This window comes from Methanoregula formicica SMSP (assembly GCF_000327485.1).
In the GTDB taxonomy this organism is placed as follows: Archaea; Halobacteriota; Methanomicrobia; order Methanomicrobiales; family Methanospirillaceae; genus Methanoregula; species Methanoregula formicica.
In genome coordinates, this window is record NC_019943.1 from 1,039,487 (window position 1) to 1,054,368 (window position 14,882).

The window sequence follows — 14,882 nt, forward strand, 5'->3', positions numbered from 1 at the left end:
CCCGGGACATCCCCTCTGCCGGCAGGTGAACGTGCATGAAAGTCCGGCAGATGATCGATACCATTCTCTTGGAAGCGCGGGAGCGGGGGATGTCCCCTCTCCCCGGAATCTTCCCTATGGCCGAAGGTAGCGGGTTTTTCGGGCTTGCCGTTGCCCGCGGTGACGGGGCCATCGGCTGCCTCGCGTTTGTCCGCGGGGAACCGGAGGGTGCGATCTTCTCTGACGAGAATGGTGACCTCTTCGGGGACAAGGCCGTGATCCTGGTGACACGGATGGACCAGTTCACGCTGTACGAGGTGAAGCCGGATATTGCCGAAGCGCTTGTCATGGGCTGCCGGGTCTTCGATGCAACCCGTCTCAGGCAGGGCCTCAGCGAGGCGATCCCCGAGATCGGGGTGAAGAGTGAAGGCGTGGGCAAGCTCACGGTGGTCCTTATGAAAAACCATGAGCCGCAGCAGGGAGTCCGCCTCTCTATCCGGAAAGACGGCAGGGTCCTGGGGAGTGATTTCACGGACGGTACCGGGAGCGCCGGGTTCCGCCTCATGCATGGCGATTACGAGTGCATCGTGCAGGACAGGAGCCAGCAGATAAGGGTATTTACTCTTCACTTCAGGGAAAATAACCAGAAGATCCTTATCGAACTTTAACCTTTGGCACATAACGCAATCAAAATATTTCCAAATCAGGCTTTTTTTCCCTATCGGACGTTTCGAAATGCTTTAATTTTTAGTGACCGAACACTATCACCATGAAGATCGGGCGTGAAGATTTCGAGGCGCTGATGAAGGGCGAGAAGACGATCGCCCCGTATGTCGAGCTCGATCCCGCTGCCGGGATTTATTCGGTTTTCGGTGTCCGGACTGCCGGCAATCCCAATTATCTTGTGCGGGCCATCTACGAGATGTACGAGGCCAGCCTGAACCGGAAACTCGCGGTCAAGGCGGTCCGGAAACTCTTCCGTTCGGTAGGCCAGGGCTCCGTGGGCCTTGCCAGTCTCCTGAAAAAACAGGGCATGGAACTTACCACGGCACAGTTTGTGATGCTGGTGTTTACTCTCCAGCACCAGCAGGGATGGGGCGCACCGTTAGAGCTCGTGGAGGCAGGTGAGAAACGGATCGTGCTCCGGACAAAACAGACCTTTGAGTCCGAGGTCTTAAAGGACTGGAACATGCCGGTCTGCGGGATCCACCAGGGCTGGATCGAGGGGGTGCTCAAAGCCGTGACCGGCAAGACCTGGTTCTGTCTGGAGAAGAGCTGCCATGCACAAGGAAACCCGTACTGCGAATTTGTCTGCGACCAGGTGGAGCCCAGCTGGAAGTTCAAGGCCGAGGCTGTTGTGAAGGGTGAGTCGGCTATCACCGAGTTCATCGATCACAAGCCCCTGCAGGGAACGATCCAGCTCATCGATGAACCGGTTGTCATGATGCCCCGGTTCATCTTCACGTCGATGACACAGTCGCTCAAAAAGACGATGGGGGAGGCGCCGGCAAACGGGGTGAACTACCGGGCTTACATGGACATGGGGAAGGAGAACGTAGAGCACTACAAGAAGATGGGGATCACGAACCCGAAGACACTCTCTGACATGGCCTTTGCTTTTTATGCGCAGATGGGCTGGTTCAGGCTTGTCAGCGAAGAGTGGGACGAAGCGAGCAAGACCAAGACGATCACCCTCTCCCACACCGTGGAGTCGGAATCCTTTGGCGCCACCGGCAAAAACGTCTGTTTCTGCACGGCAGGCCTTCTTGCCGGTATCATCGAGGGAGCGTTTGGGATTAAGGTACAGGCAAAGGAGATCAGGTGCAAGTCTAAAGGTGACGACCATTGCGTCTTTTCCATCACGAACCGATCCTAATCCGCCTGTTTAATAACATCTCCCAAAAAACCTATTAAACCTCAGACACATTATGCCGCCGCAAGCCTCCCGGATCCTCATTGTCGAGGACGATGAGATCATCCGGAACCTCATCAGTACCATGCTCCAGAGAAAGGAGTACGTCATCGCCGGAGAGACATCATCGGGCGAAGAAGCGATCATCATGGCGGCTGAACTCCTGCCCGATCTTGTACTGATGGACATCACCCTTGCCGGGAAGATGGATGGTGTCACGGCTGCGCGGTTTATCTTCCAGCTCTTCCAGGTACCGGTTGTCTTCCTGACAGCTCACTGCGACGATACGCTGATCGAACGCGCAAAGGGCGCCCAGCCGCTCGGTTACATCCTCAAACCGTTTACGGATAAGGAACTCATCTCGAACGTGGGGCTTGCGCTGTACAACCATGGGATCCGGAAAAAGTTCCTGGACATGTATCCCGTAGGGAACCCGAAGACGATCCTTGCTGCGCATGACCTTGTCATGATCCTCGACCTGACTGGACGGGTCGTCTTTTACAATCCATACACCCTGCGGGTCCTCGGCCTCCTTCCGGGCGATATCCTGATGCACCACTGGCGCGACACCATGCGGCTCCTGAACGAGTCGTCACGAAAGGAGATCCCCGACCCGGTGCCGGAGGTTGTCAGCCAGATGGTGGTCATCATGCGGGAGACGAATACGCTGCTCCTGACAAAGCACGGGGAGCTCAAAAGCGTTATTGCAACCGTCCGCCCCGTCAAGGACGACAAACACGAGATGCTCGGCGTCTTCGTTTACGCAAAAGAGAAGCCGCCAGAGCAGATCCGCATCAAGCCGATGGGATCGCGGTAATCCGCTCGAAGAATACAATCTGATTACTAGGCCCGGTTACTGTTTTTCTTTTCTTTTGAAGAGCACCCGGGTGAACCGGTCAACGAACCCTTCCTTTGCAGCCGGGGACGCTTTCTCCTCGGCCATTTCCACCCCGGCAAGATCTGCGGCAATCCGTTTGATGGCAAGCGATGCCGGGGAGGACGGGTACTTGATGACGATCGGGACTTTTGCCGAGGACGCCCGGCGGGTATTGGAGTCCTCGGGGATGATCCCGATCACCGGGACGCCAAGGACTTTCTCCATCTTCTTCGTGATGACATCGGTCTTCTCCTGGTCGACGCGGTTGATGATGCACCCGAGGACATGCCCCCCGACAACCTCGGTGAGGATCTTGGTTTTGAGGGCATCGACAATGGAGGAGAGCTCGGGGTTGACAACCAGAATCACTTCGTCAGCCACGGCCAGGGGGACGACACCGTCCCTGCTGATGCCGGCCGGTGCATCGATTAAGAGGAACTCGAACTTTTTTACCAGTTCTCCCATAACGTCGCGTATCTTCTCCGGGTCAGCCTGCTGGAATCCCTGGAGGGAGATGCCGCTTGGGATGACCTTTAAGCCGGCGGGGCCGCTGTATGTGGCATCACTCACCACCGCGGTCCCGGCAAGGACCTCGTGGAGGGTCACGGGAACGTCCTGCATGCCAAGGATGAGCCCGACATTGGCCATCCCGATGTCGGCGTCCATCAGGCAGGTCTCCTTCCCGAGCTGGGCGAGCATGGTACCGAGGTTGACGGATACAGTGGTCTTTCCTGTCCCGCCTTTGCCGGAAGCGATTGTATAGACCTTGACCATAAGGAACCTGACGTGACTGGATACGATCGGTAATCTGTGGAAATCTTACCGGATTCCGCTTATATTCGTGTTATATCCACCGGTTTAAAATCTCTTGGGTGTCCTTCCTGATGGAACGGATCACGTCTCTTTTCAGCGGACGATCCGGACGGATGACGCCGGTCAGGCTTGTGCCCTGGTGGGTGAGGGAAAAGAGCGTGACGCCACCTTCCTCCGGTATCCCGTCCGGCGGGACTATTCCACCATACTGGGCAGCATCCTCCGTTGCCGTGGGGTTCCCGCTCGTGGAGAAGACAAGGCCGTCGGTGGTTGCAAGAGTGAACCCGGCAAGGGAGTACTTCTCTGCCAGCGCCCGGGTGCTGTCAGTAATGTCGGTCCTGCCATCGACCACGCTTACTGCCGCCGGCATGGGAGGTGTTGCGGGGGACGGGGGTTGCCTTGGGACTGGTGGCCGGATGCGGGGTGTCACGGGCCGAGCCGCGGGCTGGTAATCGAATCTCCTGCTACGGGCGGCCTCCTTCCCGGTCGCAGGTGTCCTGCCTGCCCGGGACCTGGACCAGAGGTACACGATGGTCACGATGATCACAATGATGATGATACCGGCTCCGAGATAAAGAAGGAAATCCGGTGCGGGAAAGGCAGGGGTAATGGGGGATCAACTCCGTTGGTTCAGCGTTCGAGCAGGTGGTCGAGGTCGAGATGTTTCACGAGCGTCTTGCACTCGCTCCGGATCCTTGAAGTGACAAGGTCGAGGTCCATGGAGTCCAGGGCATCGATCTCGCTCTCAAGGTCTTCATGCTCTGCAGTTGTATCCGCAATAGATATTCTCGTTTCGGGTGTTTTTGGGGGCAGGTGGGCTGCGACACGGGGAGCATCCTGCGTATGCCCGCTATCCTGCTTAGGTACCGGCACACCCCTCGTGATCAGGACACGCCCGCCGGACCGGGATGATGCAGGTGCAGTGGGAGCGGCAGAGCGCACAGGAGGGATGGTGCGGGCCGGAGCGGTACCGCGGGCAGACTGGCTGCGGCCGGTATCCGGAGCCGGCTCGGTCAGGACAATGCATGACGGGTTGAATTCCAGGGCGAGCCTGACCTGCGTCTCGTCCAGTGTCGAAATAATAACATCCACGGCATCCCGTGCAGACTGTTGCATCTCCCATATTGCAGCATCGCCGGCCTGCCCGTGGAACTTGGCAAGGATACACGCCCCGTTCCGGAAAACAAAAGAACCGGTTGCCGGCCCGGCAACAATGCCACAGGTGCCGGTAAACCGGGTATCTTCGAATTCGGCAAGGAGGTCCTGCAGGACGACCTTCTTCCGGATTTCCCGGAACGTGCCTCTCGGGAGCTGCATTGAGTAGTGGTACGAGATATCCCGCTATATAGTTTCTTTTTGGGCGTCTGGATGAGGTATCGCAAGATTACCGGAAATAATCCCGGTATCCTCCGGTTTTAATAAAATGGAGGCGTTATGGATGCAAAATGTCCCCGGTCATGAACGAACTGGCCTGAAATCTGGTGTATTTTACCCATCCAGCCGTTTGATTCAGCGATCGCAAAAGGCCAATATTTTAATAGAAAAAGAGCAAGAAAGATTCATTTATATCTGGTGAACCATGCTGAAGCCATTGCTGGAGGAATTTTTAAAGGTTGAGGGCGTATCAGCGGCAGTTGTAGTGGGACGGGACGGTTTTGTTATCGAGAGCGCGGTCTCGGGAAAGGTAGATATTGAGGCTTTGGGGGCCATGGCCTCAACGGGTCTTGGCACATCGGAGGCAATGGGGAATACCCTCGGCAAGGGGGAACTCTCCCAGATGCTTGTCGAGTGTGAGAAGGGGCCGATCCTCATCTCCCCACTCTCCCCCGATGAACTCATCGCCCTTGTCGCTGACACCACGGCCAATATCGGCAGGATCCGGTACGAACTGAAGAAGAACAAGGAACGCATTGTTGCAGCACTCTGAAAATTCACACATTTTTTATGGAATTTCCTGCAGGAACCGACCGGGAGATCATGAAGAGTCCACGCGATGAAGGGGCCGGACGCGGTCTCCGGCTGCCTGATCAAGTACAGCTCCTGAAGATCCGGAACCAACCCGGCGTGATTGCCGTGTCAGCGTTCTTCGAAGGTTTTCCGGTGCAGTCGGTCGGTGATGAGGATTTCGAGCACGTTGCAGCACTTGCCGAGGACTTTATGAGGGCAGGGGCAAAGGTCTCCTGCGAGCTGGGAATTGGCAACGTCGACCAGCTAATCCTTGAAACCTCCCAGAACAAGTGCATCATCGCCCCGTGTGGGGACCTCTCGCTCTGCGTTCTTACCCGATCGGATGCGCAGCTCGGGCTGATCCGGGTACTGCTACGGGGTATCCAGAAGGAATTGGATGTTTTCGGGGGGCGGGATCATTCATCCTCCTGAAAACATTTGTCAAGAGGATATGCACCTTCCGGTGGTGTGCCTCTCCTTTGCAGAGAGTATACATAGAGCCGGGTGCAGAGTATCTTGTACCAGGGTGGCGCTGACGGGGCAGCGGAGTTGTATAGGAAACGCTGAGATGGAGATCCGCTATGGCTGACAAAGATGGCGAACCTCTTGATGATGTCGAGGGGCTGCTCACCAGGATCGGGACCATGAAAAAGGAGGCCCCTCCTGCGGGAGGGAAGGAAGGCGAGGCAACGAAAAGTCCGGCCGGCACACCTGCCGAACCACCCGCCACCTCCGGTGGCGATTTCTCCCTCCTCATGAAGAAGCTGGGAATGGGGGAGACGCGCGAGAAGGATCCCGGCCCGGCATCCTCACCATCCCCGGCCCCCCCGGCAGAACCGCAGGAGGACCAGCAGGCACCCGCGATAGTAACCCTTGACGACCTGCTGGAAGCAGAGGAGCCGCCCGCCACCGCCGCTGAAGAAGTCACTTCCGCCGCAGAAACGGCAGTCGAGATTATCGACGAGGATCCGCGGGGATCACTTTGGAAGAAGAAGCCAAAGCCCACGGTTACCGCAGATCCTGCCCCGCAGCCCCCAAAAGAGGCGGGAACAGATGCCGAAGAGAAGATCATCTCCGTGGACCAGATCACCGACCTCTCCGGCCTGATCCTCCCGAAGAGCGCAACATTCGAGGTCGAAGAGCTCAAGCTCCACAGCCGCGTCAGCGCCTATGATGGGCAGTCGATCGGCAGCCTTCCGGATGAATTTGACGAGATCTGGAAGAAGGAACTCTTCAAGGCCGGGTTCAAGGACCTGGATCTCGGGGATGTTGTTGCTGCCGGAGAGACAAAGGCCCCGCCGGCAGCAAAGAAGTTCAGCATCGCGGGTCTCTTTGCCGCTATCCGTACCGAGGAGGAAGAGTACGATGCCAAAAAACACGGCCCGCTCGTGGATCTCTTCTTCACGCCCCGCCCCGGTATCGAGGAGATCGAGCTCTACCCGGTCAACGAACCGTATGCGTACGTCCGGATCATCTACGACCATGCTACCCACGAATATACCTATAACGTCATTGAGCCTGTATTAGCAGAACAGGAGAATGATCTCTTAAAGGAAGTCAAGGAACGCCTGTTTGAGACCCTTGACATCAACACCAAGGACATCACCCGCGACGAGGCCCGCTTGAAACTTCGGGAGGCGACAAACGATGTCCTCCAGGACTACGGCATACGGCTCACCCCCGTGCAGAAAGAGAAGCTGCACTACAACATGCACAAGGATTTCCTCGGCGACGGCCTCATCGACCCGGTCATGCACGACAAGTACATCGAGGATATCTCGTGCGACGGTGTGCACACCCCGATCTTCGCGTTCCATTCCAGCTACGAATCGATGAAGACCACGCTGGCCTACCACACTGCCGAGGACCTGGACTCGTTCGTCACAAAACTTGCACAGCGTGCCGGGAAGTACATCTCCATAGCAGAACCGATCCTCGACGCCACCATGCAGGACGGTTCCCGTATCCAGATGACCCTCGGGACGGAAGTGACTGCCCACGGTTCCACGTTCACCATCCGTAAGTTCAAGGACGAACCGATCACGCCGACAGACCTGATCGAGTGGCACACCTTTGCCCCGCTCTCGATTGCGTACATCTGGCTTGCCGTGGAGAACGGGAAGTCGGCCATCTTTGCCGGAGGGACAGCATCCGGGAAGACCACGGCCCTGAACGCCATCTCGCTCTTCATCCCCCCCATGGCCAAGATCGTCTCGCTCGAGGATACCCGCGAAGTGAAACTCCCGCACCCGAACTGGATCCCGAGCGTGACCCGCGACTCCTTCGACACGGCAGGACGGGGGGAGATCAACATGTACGAGCTCCTCCGTGCGGCCATGCGGCAGCGGCCCGAGTACATCATCGTGGGAGAAGTCCGTGGCAAGGAATGCCAGACTCTCTTCCAGGCCATGAGCACGGGCCATGTCACCTACTCCACCACCCACGCGGACTCGGTGGCGAGCGTTGTGCACCGTATCGAGAACCCGCCCATGGACGTGCCGCGGAACATGCTCTCGGCACTGGACTTTATCTGCGTGCAGGTCCAGGCCCGGGTCGGCGGCAAACGTATCCGGCGGAACAAGCAGATCGTTGAGATTCTCGACATCGACCCGCGGACAAACGAGCTGATCACAAACGAGGTCTTCAAGTGGCGGTCGGCGACAGACGAGCATACCTACTCCGGCAAGTCCTACCTGCTTGAAGAGATCATGGAGGCGAAGGGCTGGGATGAGGGGAGGATGCGGGAAGAGCTCAAGCGGAGGCAGGAAGTTCTCGAATGGATGCGCATCAAGAAGATCCGCCACTATAGGGATGTGGCAAAGACCCTCATCTCTTACCACCGCGACCCGGAGACCGTTATTGAGAAAGTGAGGAAGGACCTCTATGAATAGTTACGAGCGGTTCTGCTTCAACCTCATCGGCAACCGGATGAAGGCCAAGCGGAACGACTATGCCCAGCTGAAAAACGACCTGATCTCGGCCCGGTTCAAGACACCGTTCGAGGTCTATCTCTCCACCGCTGTTATCAGTGCCATTCTCGTCGGGTTCTGCATGGCGGCCGTCATCGGCCTCATCACCTGGCTCCTGCGGCTTCCGAACCTGATCCAGTACAAGGGCGCAGTCCCGGGTTTTGTCCTCGTCCTCTCGCAACACAGCCTTGTCATCGGGACCATTGTCATCACCATCTTCTCGCTTCTGGTCTTTGGCGGCCTCACGTTTGCGGCATTCCTGATGTACCCCGGCATCGAAGCGGGCAACCGGCAGCGCAAGATCGATGCGAGCCTCCCGTACGCGATCAACTACGTGACGTCAATGTCGACAGCAGGCATCACCCCGGCCGAAGTCTTCCGGCTGCTCGGGGACAGCCCCATCTATGGCGAGAGTTCGGTCGAAGCCCGGTATGTTGCCCGGGAGATCGATATCTTCGGGAGAGACTTAATCGATGCCCTGCGCCTCGTATCGGCAAGCACGCCCAGCAAGCGCATGAAGGAGTTCCTGCAGGGCGCGATGGCGAGCATATCGAGCGGGGGGAACCTGACAGATTATTTCCGGACCAAGGCGGACCAGTACGCCCTTGAGAACCGGCAGACCCAGAAGCAGTTCCTCGATTTCCTGGCATTGATCGCCGAGTCGTACGTCACCGCAATGGTTGCAGGGACACTCTTTTTGATCATCCTCCAGTCCATTATGTCCGTACTATCGGGTGACAACAGGCCGATGTTCCTCTATGCCATTGTCTATATCATGATACCGTTTGGCAGCCTGGCATTTGTCGTCATGATCAGCACAATGACACCGGAGACCTGACCATGGATATCAGGGAGATGTTCGAAAAGATGCCCGGCAGGGCAAAAGATCGCCCGTCACCGGGAAGTGCAGACCTGAACGCCATCGAAGAGGAGCAGCTCAGCCAGATCGCGGTACGGCTCGAGAAGGAGCGGCAGAGCCGCACCGGGCTGGGTAAATTCCTCAAGCACCCCCTCCAGGTACTGACAGAGAGGCCGGAGAACATCCTCATTGTCTGCATCCCCGTTTCGCTCTTGGTCTTCTTCGGCGGGTTCATCTTCATGGTGCAGAACTACGGGATGAATGTACTCTTTACCGCCACCTCGGTTGACGACTTCCTGATGTTTGCGGTCCTGATCGCGATCGTGCCCGTCGCACTCCTCGACTTAAAGGAACAGATGCGGGTGAAGAACCTGGAAAACGCCCTGCCGAACTTCTTCCGCGACCTTGCCGGCATGAACGATTCCGGTATGACGCTGCCAAACGCCGTCCACCTGGTGGCCGCTTCGGAGTATGGCACCCTCACGCCACATATCCGGAAACTGGACAACGAGATGTCGTGGGGAGTCGGGTTCGTTGAAGCCCTGTACCGGTTCGGCAAAGGGTTGGGAACGGGGCTTGCCGACCGGAGCGTGGATCTGATCGCAAAGGCGAGCAAGGCCGGCGGGGATGTCAGCGAGGTGTTAAGGGCTGCCGCAAAGGATACGTTCGAGGTGGTGAACCTCCAGCAGGAGCGTGCCAACAACATGATGATCTATGTCATCATCGTTCTCGTGGCATTTGCCGTCTTCCTCTTTGTCATCGCGATCCTTGTGTCCTCGTTCCTCTCGACCATGGCAACGGCCGGGGCAACCGCCGCGGAATCCGGGGCTTCCGGGTTTGGGGCAAAGATCGATATCTTCGTATACAAGCGCCTCTTCTCCCATGCGGCAATGATGCAGGGATTTTTCTCGGGCCTTGTTGCCGGCCAGATGGGCGAGGGCCGGATCATCGGCGGCCTGAAGTACTCGGCCATCATGCTCCTGATCGCGTGGGTCACGTTCAGGTTCTTTATCTGATCTTTTTTTTGCTCCGGCAGAAGATGTTGTCCGCTCTTTTGGTTCTTGTCTTGTTGCATTGAAAAAAATGAAAAAAGAGAATCAAGAGATATTTTCCAAGTTGAAACCCTTGAGGGAGAGGAGTTCCTTGACCCTGTCCCGGTGGTTGCCCTGCAACTCAATGGAGTTGCCCTTGACGGTCCCGCCACAGGCAAGTTTCCCTTTCAGGAACTTTGAAAGGTCTTCGAGATCGATATCCGTCGGATCAAGTCCTTCAATGACGGTCACTTCTTTCCCGTACCGGCGTTTGTTGACTTTGACATTGATCCTCTGCTGTTCTTTTGCTACCTCCTCACAAATACATAATTCCTTAGGTAGACCACACGTCGGGCAAATCCCACCAATCATTAGTCAGTATTTTTACGTTTCTCTTTATTTATTATTTGGCATTTATCAGGGCAAAAACGTCCAATATGCTACCCAACATCACGAGTCAGCAAGGATCTGGCTTTTTTTGGCTGCGGCTTCCCTCCCTGTTCCGGACCCGCAGGAACGATGAGCACCTGTTATTAAGATCCCTGCAGACATTATACGAGAGCATGTCGCTGTTTGTGGTGGGTACAGCGTCCCACGTAGGAAAGAGCGTCACGGTGGCCGCTATCTGCCGCTGCCTTGTCCGGCGGGGGATAACGGTTGCCCCGTTCAAGTCACAGAACATGAGCCTGAACTCCTATGTGACCCCTTTGGGCGGCGAGATCGGGATGGCCCAGGCCATGCAGGCGTTTGCTGCACGGGTGACCCCCCACACCGACATGAACCCGGTGCTCTTAAAACCCAAAGGTGACTGTATCTCCCAGGTGGTTCTTCATGGCCGGCCATACAAGGATGTCCCGATAACTGATTATTACCGCGAGACGCCACAGCTGCTGGAAGAGGCGGTCTCTTCCTATAAACGCCTGAAAGAGGAGTATGGTGAGGTGGTGGTCGAGGGAGCCGGTGGGGCAGCCGAAGTGAACCTCTATAACCGGGACATTGCCAATACGCTCCTTGCCGAGCGGCTCCGCATCCCCGTCATCCTCGTCGCCGACATTGAGCGCGGAGGCGTGTTTGCCCAGGTCTATGGGACGATCCAGCTCCTTCCGGATACGGTCAGGCCACTGGTAAAAGGGGTGATCATCAACAAGTTTCGCGGGGATTCATCGATATTCGAGCCGGGGATCCGGAAGATCGAGGAACTCTGCAGGGTGCCGGTGCTGGGCGTTGTCCCGTACATCTCCCTTCACCTGCCAAGCGAAGACTCGCTCTCGATAGGCGACAAGAAGGTGATGCGGAATGGTGTCCGGATCGCGGTCATCCGCCTGCCGAGGATCGCAAACTTCACGGACTTCGAGCTGCTGGAACAGTATTCCTCTGTGGAGTATGTGGATCCGGGGAGATCCCTGGTTGGGTTTGACTGTGTGATCGTCCCGGGGACAAAGAATACCATCGAGGACCTCCGTTCGCTGAAAGCCGCGGGAATGGACAAGGAATTATACCGGGTTCGTGAACAGGGAGTCCCCATCATTGGGATCTGCGGCGGATACCAGATGCTTGGCACGCACCTGGTCGATGCCGGGTTCGAGTCAGCAGCCGGGACCTATGATGGTCTCGGACTTCTTGACTGCATCACGCACTTCACCTCGTATGACAAGAACACGACGCAGGTGACCCGCACGGCACATTCCGTTCCTCCCATCCTTTCGGCCATGGGGACCGTGACAGGGTACGAGATCCACATGGGGGTTACGAAATCCGGCAGCAGCCAGGAAGCATTCGGGGGTGACGGGAGGGTGAGCGATGACGGGCTGGTCTTTGGCACCTACATGCACGGGCTCTTCCAGAACCCGTCTGCGGCAAACGCCCTGCTTTCATTCCTGCACGAAAAGAGAGGGATACCGTTTGAACCGATCCCGGAATCGGCAGGCGACCCGTACGATGCACTCGCGGACCACTTCGAGCAGCATGTGGACATGGAGCGGATTGTGGCGCTCCTTGGGTGCTCCAGAGGGGATTTCAGCTGATAATATTCGTGATGCTGTGGAATCCCTCACCCTTGCGGTCAGCGCATCTCACGGCATCGGCTTTGGTGTAATCCACCTGTTCGGTGACCCGGCACTTCATGCAGTACGCCAGCGATGGCGATTTGACGAATGTGTTGCCCACCCGGAACTCGCGGCAGTGGATGCAGAACCCGCAGTTCTCCAGCGGTTGCTTCTTTTCCGGAAGGCACTGGACCCTCCCTTTTGTTGCCGGTAACAACCGGTACTCTTCATCAGCCATGGATACACCGTCAGTGTTTACAATCTATTCCCCGCCATGGCATATAAAAATGGAGAACGGAACAGGAAAGCATCAGCCTTAAACCATTCCGGAACGAAACCTGTTGTACCATGAAGGTGTGTATCATGTGCGGAGGGGAAGGCACCCGTCTTCGCCCTCTCACATTCGAACGGCCGAAGCCCTGTATCCCCATCGTCAACCGCCCCTCCATCCAGCACCTTGTTGCACACCTGACAAACCTGGGTTTTCGTGAAGTGGTCCTGACCCTCGGGTACATGGGGGAGGCGATCGAGGAGGCTCTGGGTGATGGGTCGCTTTTCGGTGCCGAGATCACGTACGTCCACGAGAAGACCAAGCTTGGGACTGCCGGCAGCGTCAAAAACGCCCAGGAATATCTTAATGGTCAGGACTTCCTCATTGTTGGCGGCGACCATGTCACGGATTTGAACGTGCTCGAGTTCTACCGGGCCCACCAGAAAGAGAAGGCAACGGTGAGCATCGGGCTCATCTCCATCGATGACCCGGGGGAGTACGGTATTGCGGAGATCGATGCCAGCTACGAGATAAAGCGCTTCAAGGAGAAGCCCGGGCCGGGAGAAATCTTCAGCAACCTCGCGAGCACCGGTATGTATGTCTGCAGCCCCGAGATCTTTGATTACATCCCCGCGGGTGTCAAGTACGACTTTGCCCGGGACCTCTTTCCCCGGCTGATGGAAGAGAACAAATCCCTAAAGGGGTGGCTGGCACGGGGGAACTGGACCGATGTCGGGAGCCCGCACTCCCTTCGGCATGCAGAGCGCTGGAAGCTCCAGGGTATCGACTTCACTGATATCATCGGCGACCTCTCCATGCACGGGGCACAGGTGCAGGGCCCCGTCCACCTCGGCGGGTCCATCACGCTTGGAAAGAACACCCGGGTGATCGGCCCGGTGGCCATCGGTACGGGGACGACGATTGGTGATAATGTCCTGATCGGGCCGTATACCACGATCGGCGAGAAGTGCATTATCCGGAACAACGCCAAGATCTTCTCGTCATCACTCTATAATCGGGTCATCGTGGGTGCAAACAGCACGGTCTCCGGCAGTATCATGGACAATGATACGCATATCGGAGATCACTGCAGCATCGAGAACGATACCGTGATCGGCCCCCGGGTCGTCCTCCGGAATAAGGTCATCGTGCACTCCAAGACCCGCCTCTGGCCCGAGGTTGTTGTGCCCGAAGGAACGGTTGTAAAAGAGCACGTGCTCAACGAGAAATACGACTTGCGGTGCAATGGGTCGTAATATCAATAAATTTCTTATTCGATTTTTCGATACCAGTCTTTCTTCACAAATGAACAGGTCATCAGACCTGTGAGTGGTGAAACGTGATTTCAGTCACGTTTAACCATGCGGTGCGTGATTGCGACAAGCGGGTGCCGTGCATAGTCGAGCACCTGTACATCGTCAAGAGTCTTCAGGTTCATGGCCTGTGCGGTGCGTTCGAGACCAAGCTCGATATCGTCTTTGATATCGATGATATATGAATCGAGGGCGGTTATCCCGAGTTTCTTCGCGGCAACAGCCCGGTGGTGACCGTCAACGAGGATTGTCCTGCCCGGACGGCGGACCACGATGATAGGTTCGGCAAGCCCCTTACGGATCTCGTACATCCGACCTTCCAGTTCGTCCTCATACACCTTGGACTGGGTAGGCAGGAGGTCCTTGACCGGGAGTGTCCCGCGGTCAAGCGTCGGATCCACGTTGTAAAGCTTCTTGAGCGTGGACATAAAATTGAAGACTTTTTCCGGGGAGACATGCTCGATCTGGGAGCGGATCACATCGGAGTTGGAGATGATCCCAAGCAGGTTATTCCTCTCATCTACAACAGGAAGTTTCTGGATCCCACTGCGGAAGATGACCCGGGCAGCATCGTTGATATCCATATCCGGGTCGGCGACAATGAGGTTCTTGGACATAACCTGCTCAACGGGTGTATCTGCCTGGGTAAACAAAAGGTCTCGGGCTGATATATACCCGATGACCCGGGTACCGTCAACAACCGGAAAACCGTCATGGTTCGTCTTCTGGATCTTATCGATGACGTCTTGTGCGGCCCCTTTTGAGTCCACGCTGATGACGTCGTAGGTCATGTAGTCCCTGACCTTTTTCTTGTCCATCACTACAGCTTTACAGCGCCCGGCATTTTAACACATCGGTAAAAAAGG

At 56.7% G+C, this 14,882-nt stretch carries 16 protein-coding genes; 10 read left to right on the forward strand and 6 right to left on the reverse strand.

From position 1 onward, the window contains the following. Positions 1–35 precede the first annotated feature (35 nt). The 3 genes from METFOR_RS05285 (at position 36) to METFOR_RS05295 (ending at position 2,708) form a co-directional block, all read left to right on the forward strand. Positions 36–647 (forward strand): hypothetical protein, encoded by a 612-nt coding sequence (locus METFOR_RS05285; RefSeq protein ID WP_015285075.1) that lies wholly within the window; start codon positions 36–38, stop codon positions 645–647. Between the two features lie 101 nt (positions 648–748). Further along, positions 749–1,855, forward strand: a complete 1,107-nt coding sequence (locus METFOR_RS05290) for a V4R domain-containing protein (protein WP_015285076.1) — start codon at positions 749–751, stop codon at positions 1,853–1,855. 52 nt (positions 1,856–1,907) lie between these two features. Then, positions 1,908–2,708 (forward strand): response regulator, encoded by an 801-nt coding sequence (locus METFOR_RS05295; protein ID WP_015285077.1) that lies wholly within the window; start codon positions 1,908–1,910, stop codon positions 2,706–2,708. Positions 2,709–2,744: 36 nt separating this feature from the next. On the opposite strand, the gene minD is transcribed toward METFOR_RS05295, so the two are convergent. From minD to METFOR_RS05310, 3 genes are all read right to left on the reverse strand, one after another. Continuing rightward, positions 2,745–3,542: a cell division ATPase MinD gene (minD, locus tag METFOR_RS05300; RefSeq protein ID WP_015285078.1), complete on the reverse strand. Its 798-nt coding sequence runs from the start codon at positions 3,540–3,542 to the stop codon at positions 2,745–2,747. 70 nt (positions 3,543–3,612) lie between these two features. Further along, positions 3,613–4,128 carry a hypothetical protein gene (locus tag METFOR_RS05305; protein WP_015285079.1) on the reverse strand — a complete coding sequence of 172 codons (516 nt, stop codon included), beginning with the start codon at positions 4,126–4,128 and terminating at the stop codon, positions 3,613–3,615. An 83-nt stretch (positions 4,129–4,211) separates the two neighbouring features. Then, positions 4,212–4,898 (reverse strand): flagellar biosynthesis protein FlhF, encoded by a 687-nt coding sequence (locus METFOR_RS05310; RefSeq protein ID WP_015285080.1) that lies wholly within the window; start codon positions 4,896–4,898, stop codon positions 4,212–4,214. A gap of 262 nt (positions 4,899–5,160) precedes the next feature. Between METFOR_RS05310 and METFOR_RS05315 the strand changes: the two genes are divergently transcribed. The 5 genes from METFOR_RS05315 (at position 5,161) to METFOR_RS05335 (ending at position 10,372) form a co-directional block, all read left to right on the forward strand. Continuing rightward, the gene (locus METFOR_RS05315; RefSeq protein ID WP_015285081.1) at positions 5,161–5,508 is read left to right on the forward strand and encodes a roadblock/LC7 domain-containing protein; all 348 of its coding nucleotides are present in this window, start codon (positions 5,161–5,163) and stop codon (positions 5,506–5,508) included. Positions 5,509–5,558: 50 nt separating this feature from the next. After that, positions 5,559–5,960 (forward strand): roadblock/LC7 domain-containing protein, encoded by a 402-nt coding sequence (locus METFOR_RS05320; protein WP_158491354.1) that lies wholly within the window; start codon positions 5,559–5,561, stop codon positions 5,958–5,960. 149 nt (positions 5,961–6,109) lie between these two features. Next, positions 6,110–8,419, forward strand: coding sequence for a type II/IV secretion system ATPase subunit (locus METFOR_RS05325; RefSeq protein WP_015285083.1), 2,310 nt, complete (start codon positions 6,110–6,112; stop codon positions 8,417–8,419). Then, positions 8,412–9,335, forward strand: coding sequence for a type II secretion system F family protein (locus tag METFOR_RS05330; protein WP_048110829.1), 924 nt, complete (start codon positions 8,412–8,414; stop codon positions 9,333–9,335). Before METFOR_RS05325 ends, METFOR_RS05330 begins: the two co-directional genes overlap by 8 nt. Positions 9,336–9,337: 2 nt before the next feature. Further along, a complete protein-coding gene (locus tag METFOR_RS05335; RefSeq protein ID WP_052310763.1) occupies positions 9,338–10,372 on the forward strand; it encodes a type II secretion system F family protein in 1,035 nt (344 codons plus the stop codon). A gap of 81 nt (positions 10,373–10,453) precedes the next feature. Here the strand turns inward: METFOR_RS05335 and yciH are convergent, their stop codons facing one another. Further along, complete coding sequence (gene yciH, locus METFOR_RS05340) at positions 10,454–10,759, reverse strand: stress response translation initiation inhibitor YciH (RefSeq protein ID WP_015285084.1); 306 nt, start codon at positions 10,757–10,759, stop codon at positions 10,454–10,456. Positions 10,760–10,950: 191 nt separating this feature from the next. Here yciH and METFOR_RS05345 point away from each other — a divergent pair, with 191 nt between their 5' ends. Further along, positions 10,951–12,411 carry a cobyric acid synthase gene (locus METFOR_RS05345; protein ID WP_048110830.1) on the forward strand — a complete coding sequence of 487 codons (1,461 nt, stop codon included), beginning with the start codon at positions 10,951–10,953 and terminating at the stop codon, positions 12,409–12,411. Here the strand turns inward: METFOR_RS05345 and METFOR_RS05350 are convergent. Continuing rightward, the gene (locus tag METFOR_RS05350) at positions 12,404–12,670 is read right to left on the reverse strand and encodes a hypothetical protein (protein WP_015285086.1); all 267 of its coding nucleotides are present in this window, start codon (positions 12,668–12,670) and stop codon (positions 12,404–12,406) included. The two genes, METFOR_RS05345 and METFOR_RS05350, sit on opposite strands and share 8 nt — an antisense overlap. A gap of 125 nt (positions 12,671–12,795) precedes the next feature. Between METFOR_RS05350 and METFOR_RS05355 the strand changes: the two genes are divergently transcribed. Beyond that, a complete protein-coding gene (locus METFOR_RS05355) occupies positions 12,796–13,959 on the forward strand; it encodes a sugar phosphate nucleotidyltransferase (RefSeq protein ID WP_015285087.1) in 1,164 nt (387 codons plus the stop codon). Positions 13,960–14,048: 89 nt separating this feature from the next. Here the strand turns inward: METFOR_RS05355 and METFOR_RS05360 are convergent, their stop codons facing one another. After that, complete coding sequence (locus METFOR_RS05360) at positions 14,049–14,834, reverse strand: CBS domain-containing ParB/RepB/Spo0J family partition protein (protein ID WP_015285088.1); 786 nt, start codon at positions 14,832–14,834, stop codon at positions 14,049–14,051. Between the last annotated feature and the right edge of the window lie 48 nt (positions 14,835–14,882).

Bases quoted from the DNA above. Each gene is read 5' to 3' on its own strand.
- METFOR_RS05285 (WP_015285075.1), top strand. From the start codon at position 36: ATGAAAGTCCGGCAGATGATCGATACCATTCTCTTGGAAGCGCGGGAG.
- METFOR_RS05290 (WP_015285076.1), top strand. From the start codon at position 749: ATGAAGATCGGGCGTGAAGATTTCGAGGCGCTGATGAAGGGCGAGAAG.
- METFOR_RS05295 (WP_015285077.1), top strand. From the start codon at position 1,908: ATGCCGCCGCAAGCCTCCCGGATCCTCATTGTCGAGGACGATGAGATC.
- minD (WP_015285078.1), bottom strand. From the start codon at position 3,542: ATGGTCAAGGTCTATACAATCGCTTCCGGCAAAGGCGGGACAGGAAAG.
- METFOR_RS05310 (WP_015285080.1), bottom strand. From the start codon at position 4,898: ATGCAGCTCCCGAGAGGCACGTTCCGGGAAATCCGGAAGAAGGTCGTC.
- METFOR_RS05315 (WP_015285081.1), top strand. From the start codon at position 5,161: ATGCTGAAGCCATTGCTGGAGGAATTTTTAAAGGTTGAGGGCGTATCA.
- METFOR_RS05320 (WP_158491354.1), top strand. From the start codon at position 5,559: ATGAAGAGTCCACGCGATGAAGGGGCCGGACGCGGTCTCCGGCTGCCT.
- METFOR_RS05325 (WP_015285083.1), top strand. From the start codon at position 6,110: ATGGCTGACAAAGATGGCGAACCTCTTGATGATGTCGAGGGGCTGCTC.
- METFOR_RS05330 (WP_048110829.1), top strand. From the start codon at position 8,412: ATGAATAGTTACGAGCGGTTCTGCTTCAACCTCATCGGCAACCGGATG.
- METFOR_RS05335 (WP_052310763.1), top strand. From the start codon at position 9,338: ATGGATATCAGGGAGATGTTCGAAAAGATGCCCGGCAGGGCAAAAGAT.
- yciH (WP_015285084.1), bottom strand. From the start codon at position 10,759: ATGATTGGTGGGATTTGCCCGACGTGTGGTCTACCTAAGGAATTATGT.
- METFOR_RS05345 (WP_048110830.1), top strand. From the start codon at position 10,951: ATGTCGCTGTTTGTGGTGGGTACAGCGTCCCACGTAGGAAAGAGCGTC.
- METFOR_RS05350 (WP_015285086.1), bottom strand. From the start codon at position 12,670: ATGGCTGATGAAGAGTACCGGTTGTTACCGGCAACAAAAGGGAGGGTC.
- METFOR_RS05355 (WP_015285087.1), top strand. From the start codon at position 12,796: ATGTGCGGAGGGGAAGGCACCCGTCTTCGCCCTCTCACATTCGAACGG.
- METFOR_RS05360 (WP_015285088.1), bottom strand. From the start codon at position 14,834: ATGGACAAGAAAAAGGTCAGGGACTACATGACCTACGACGTCATCAGC.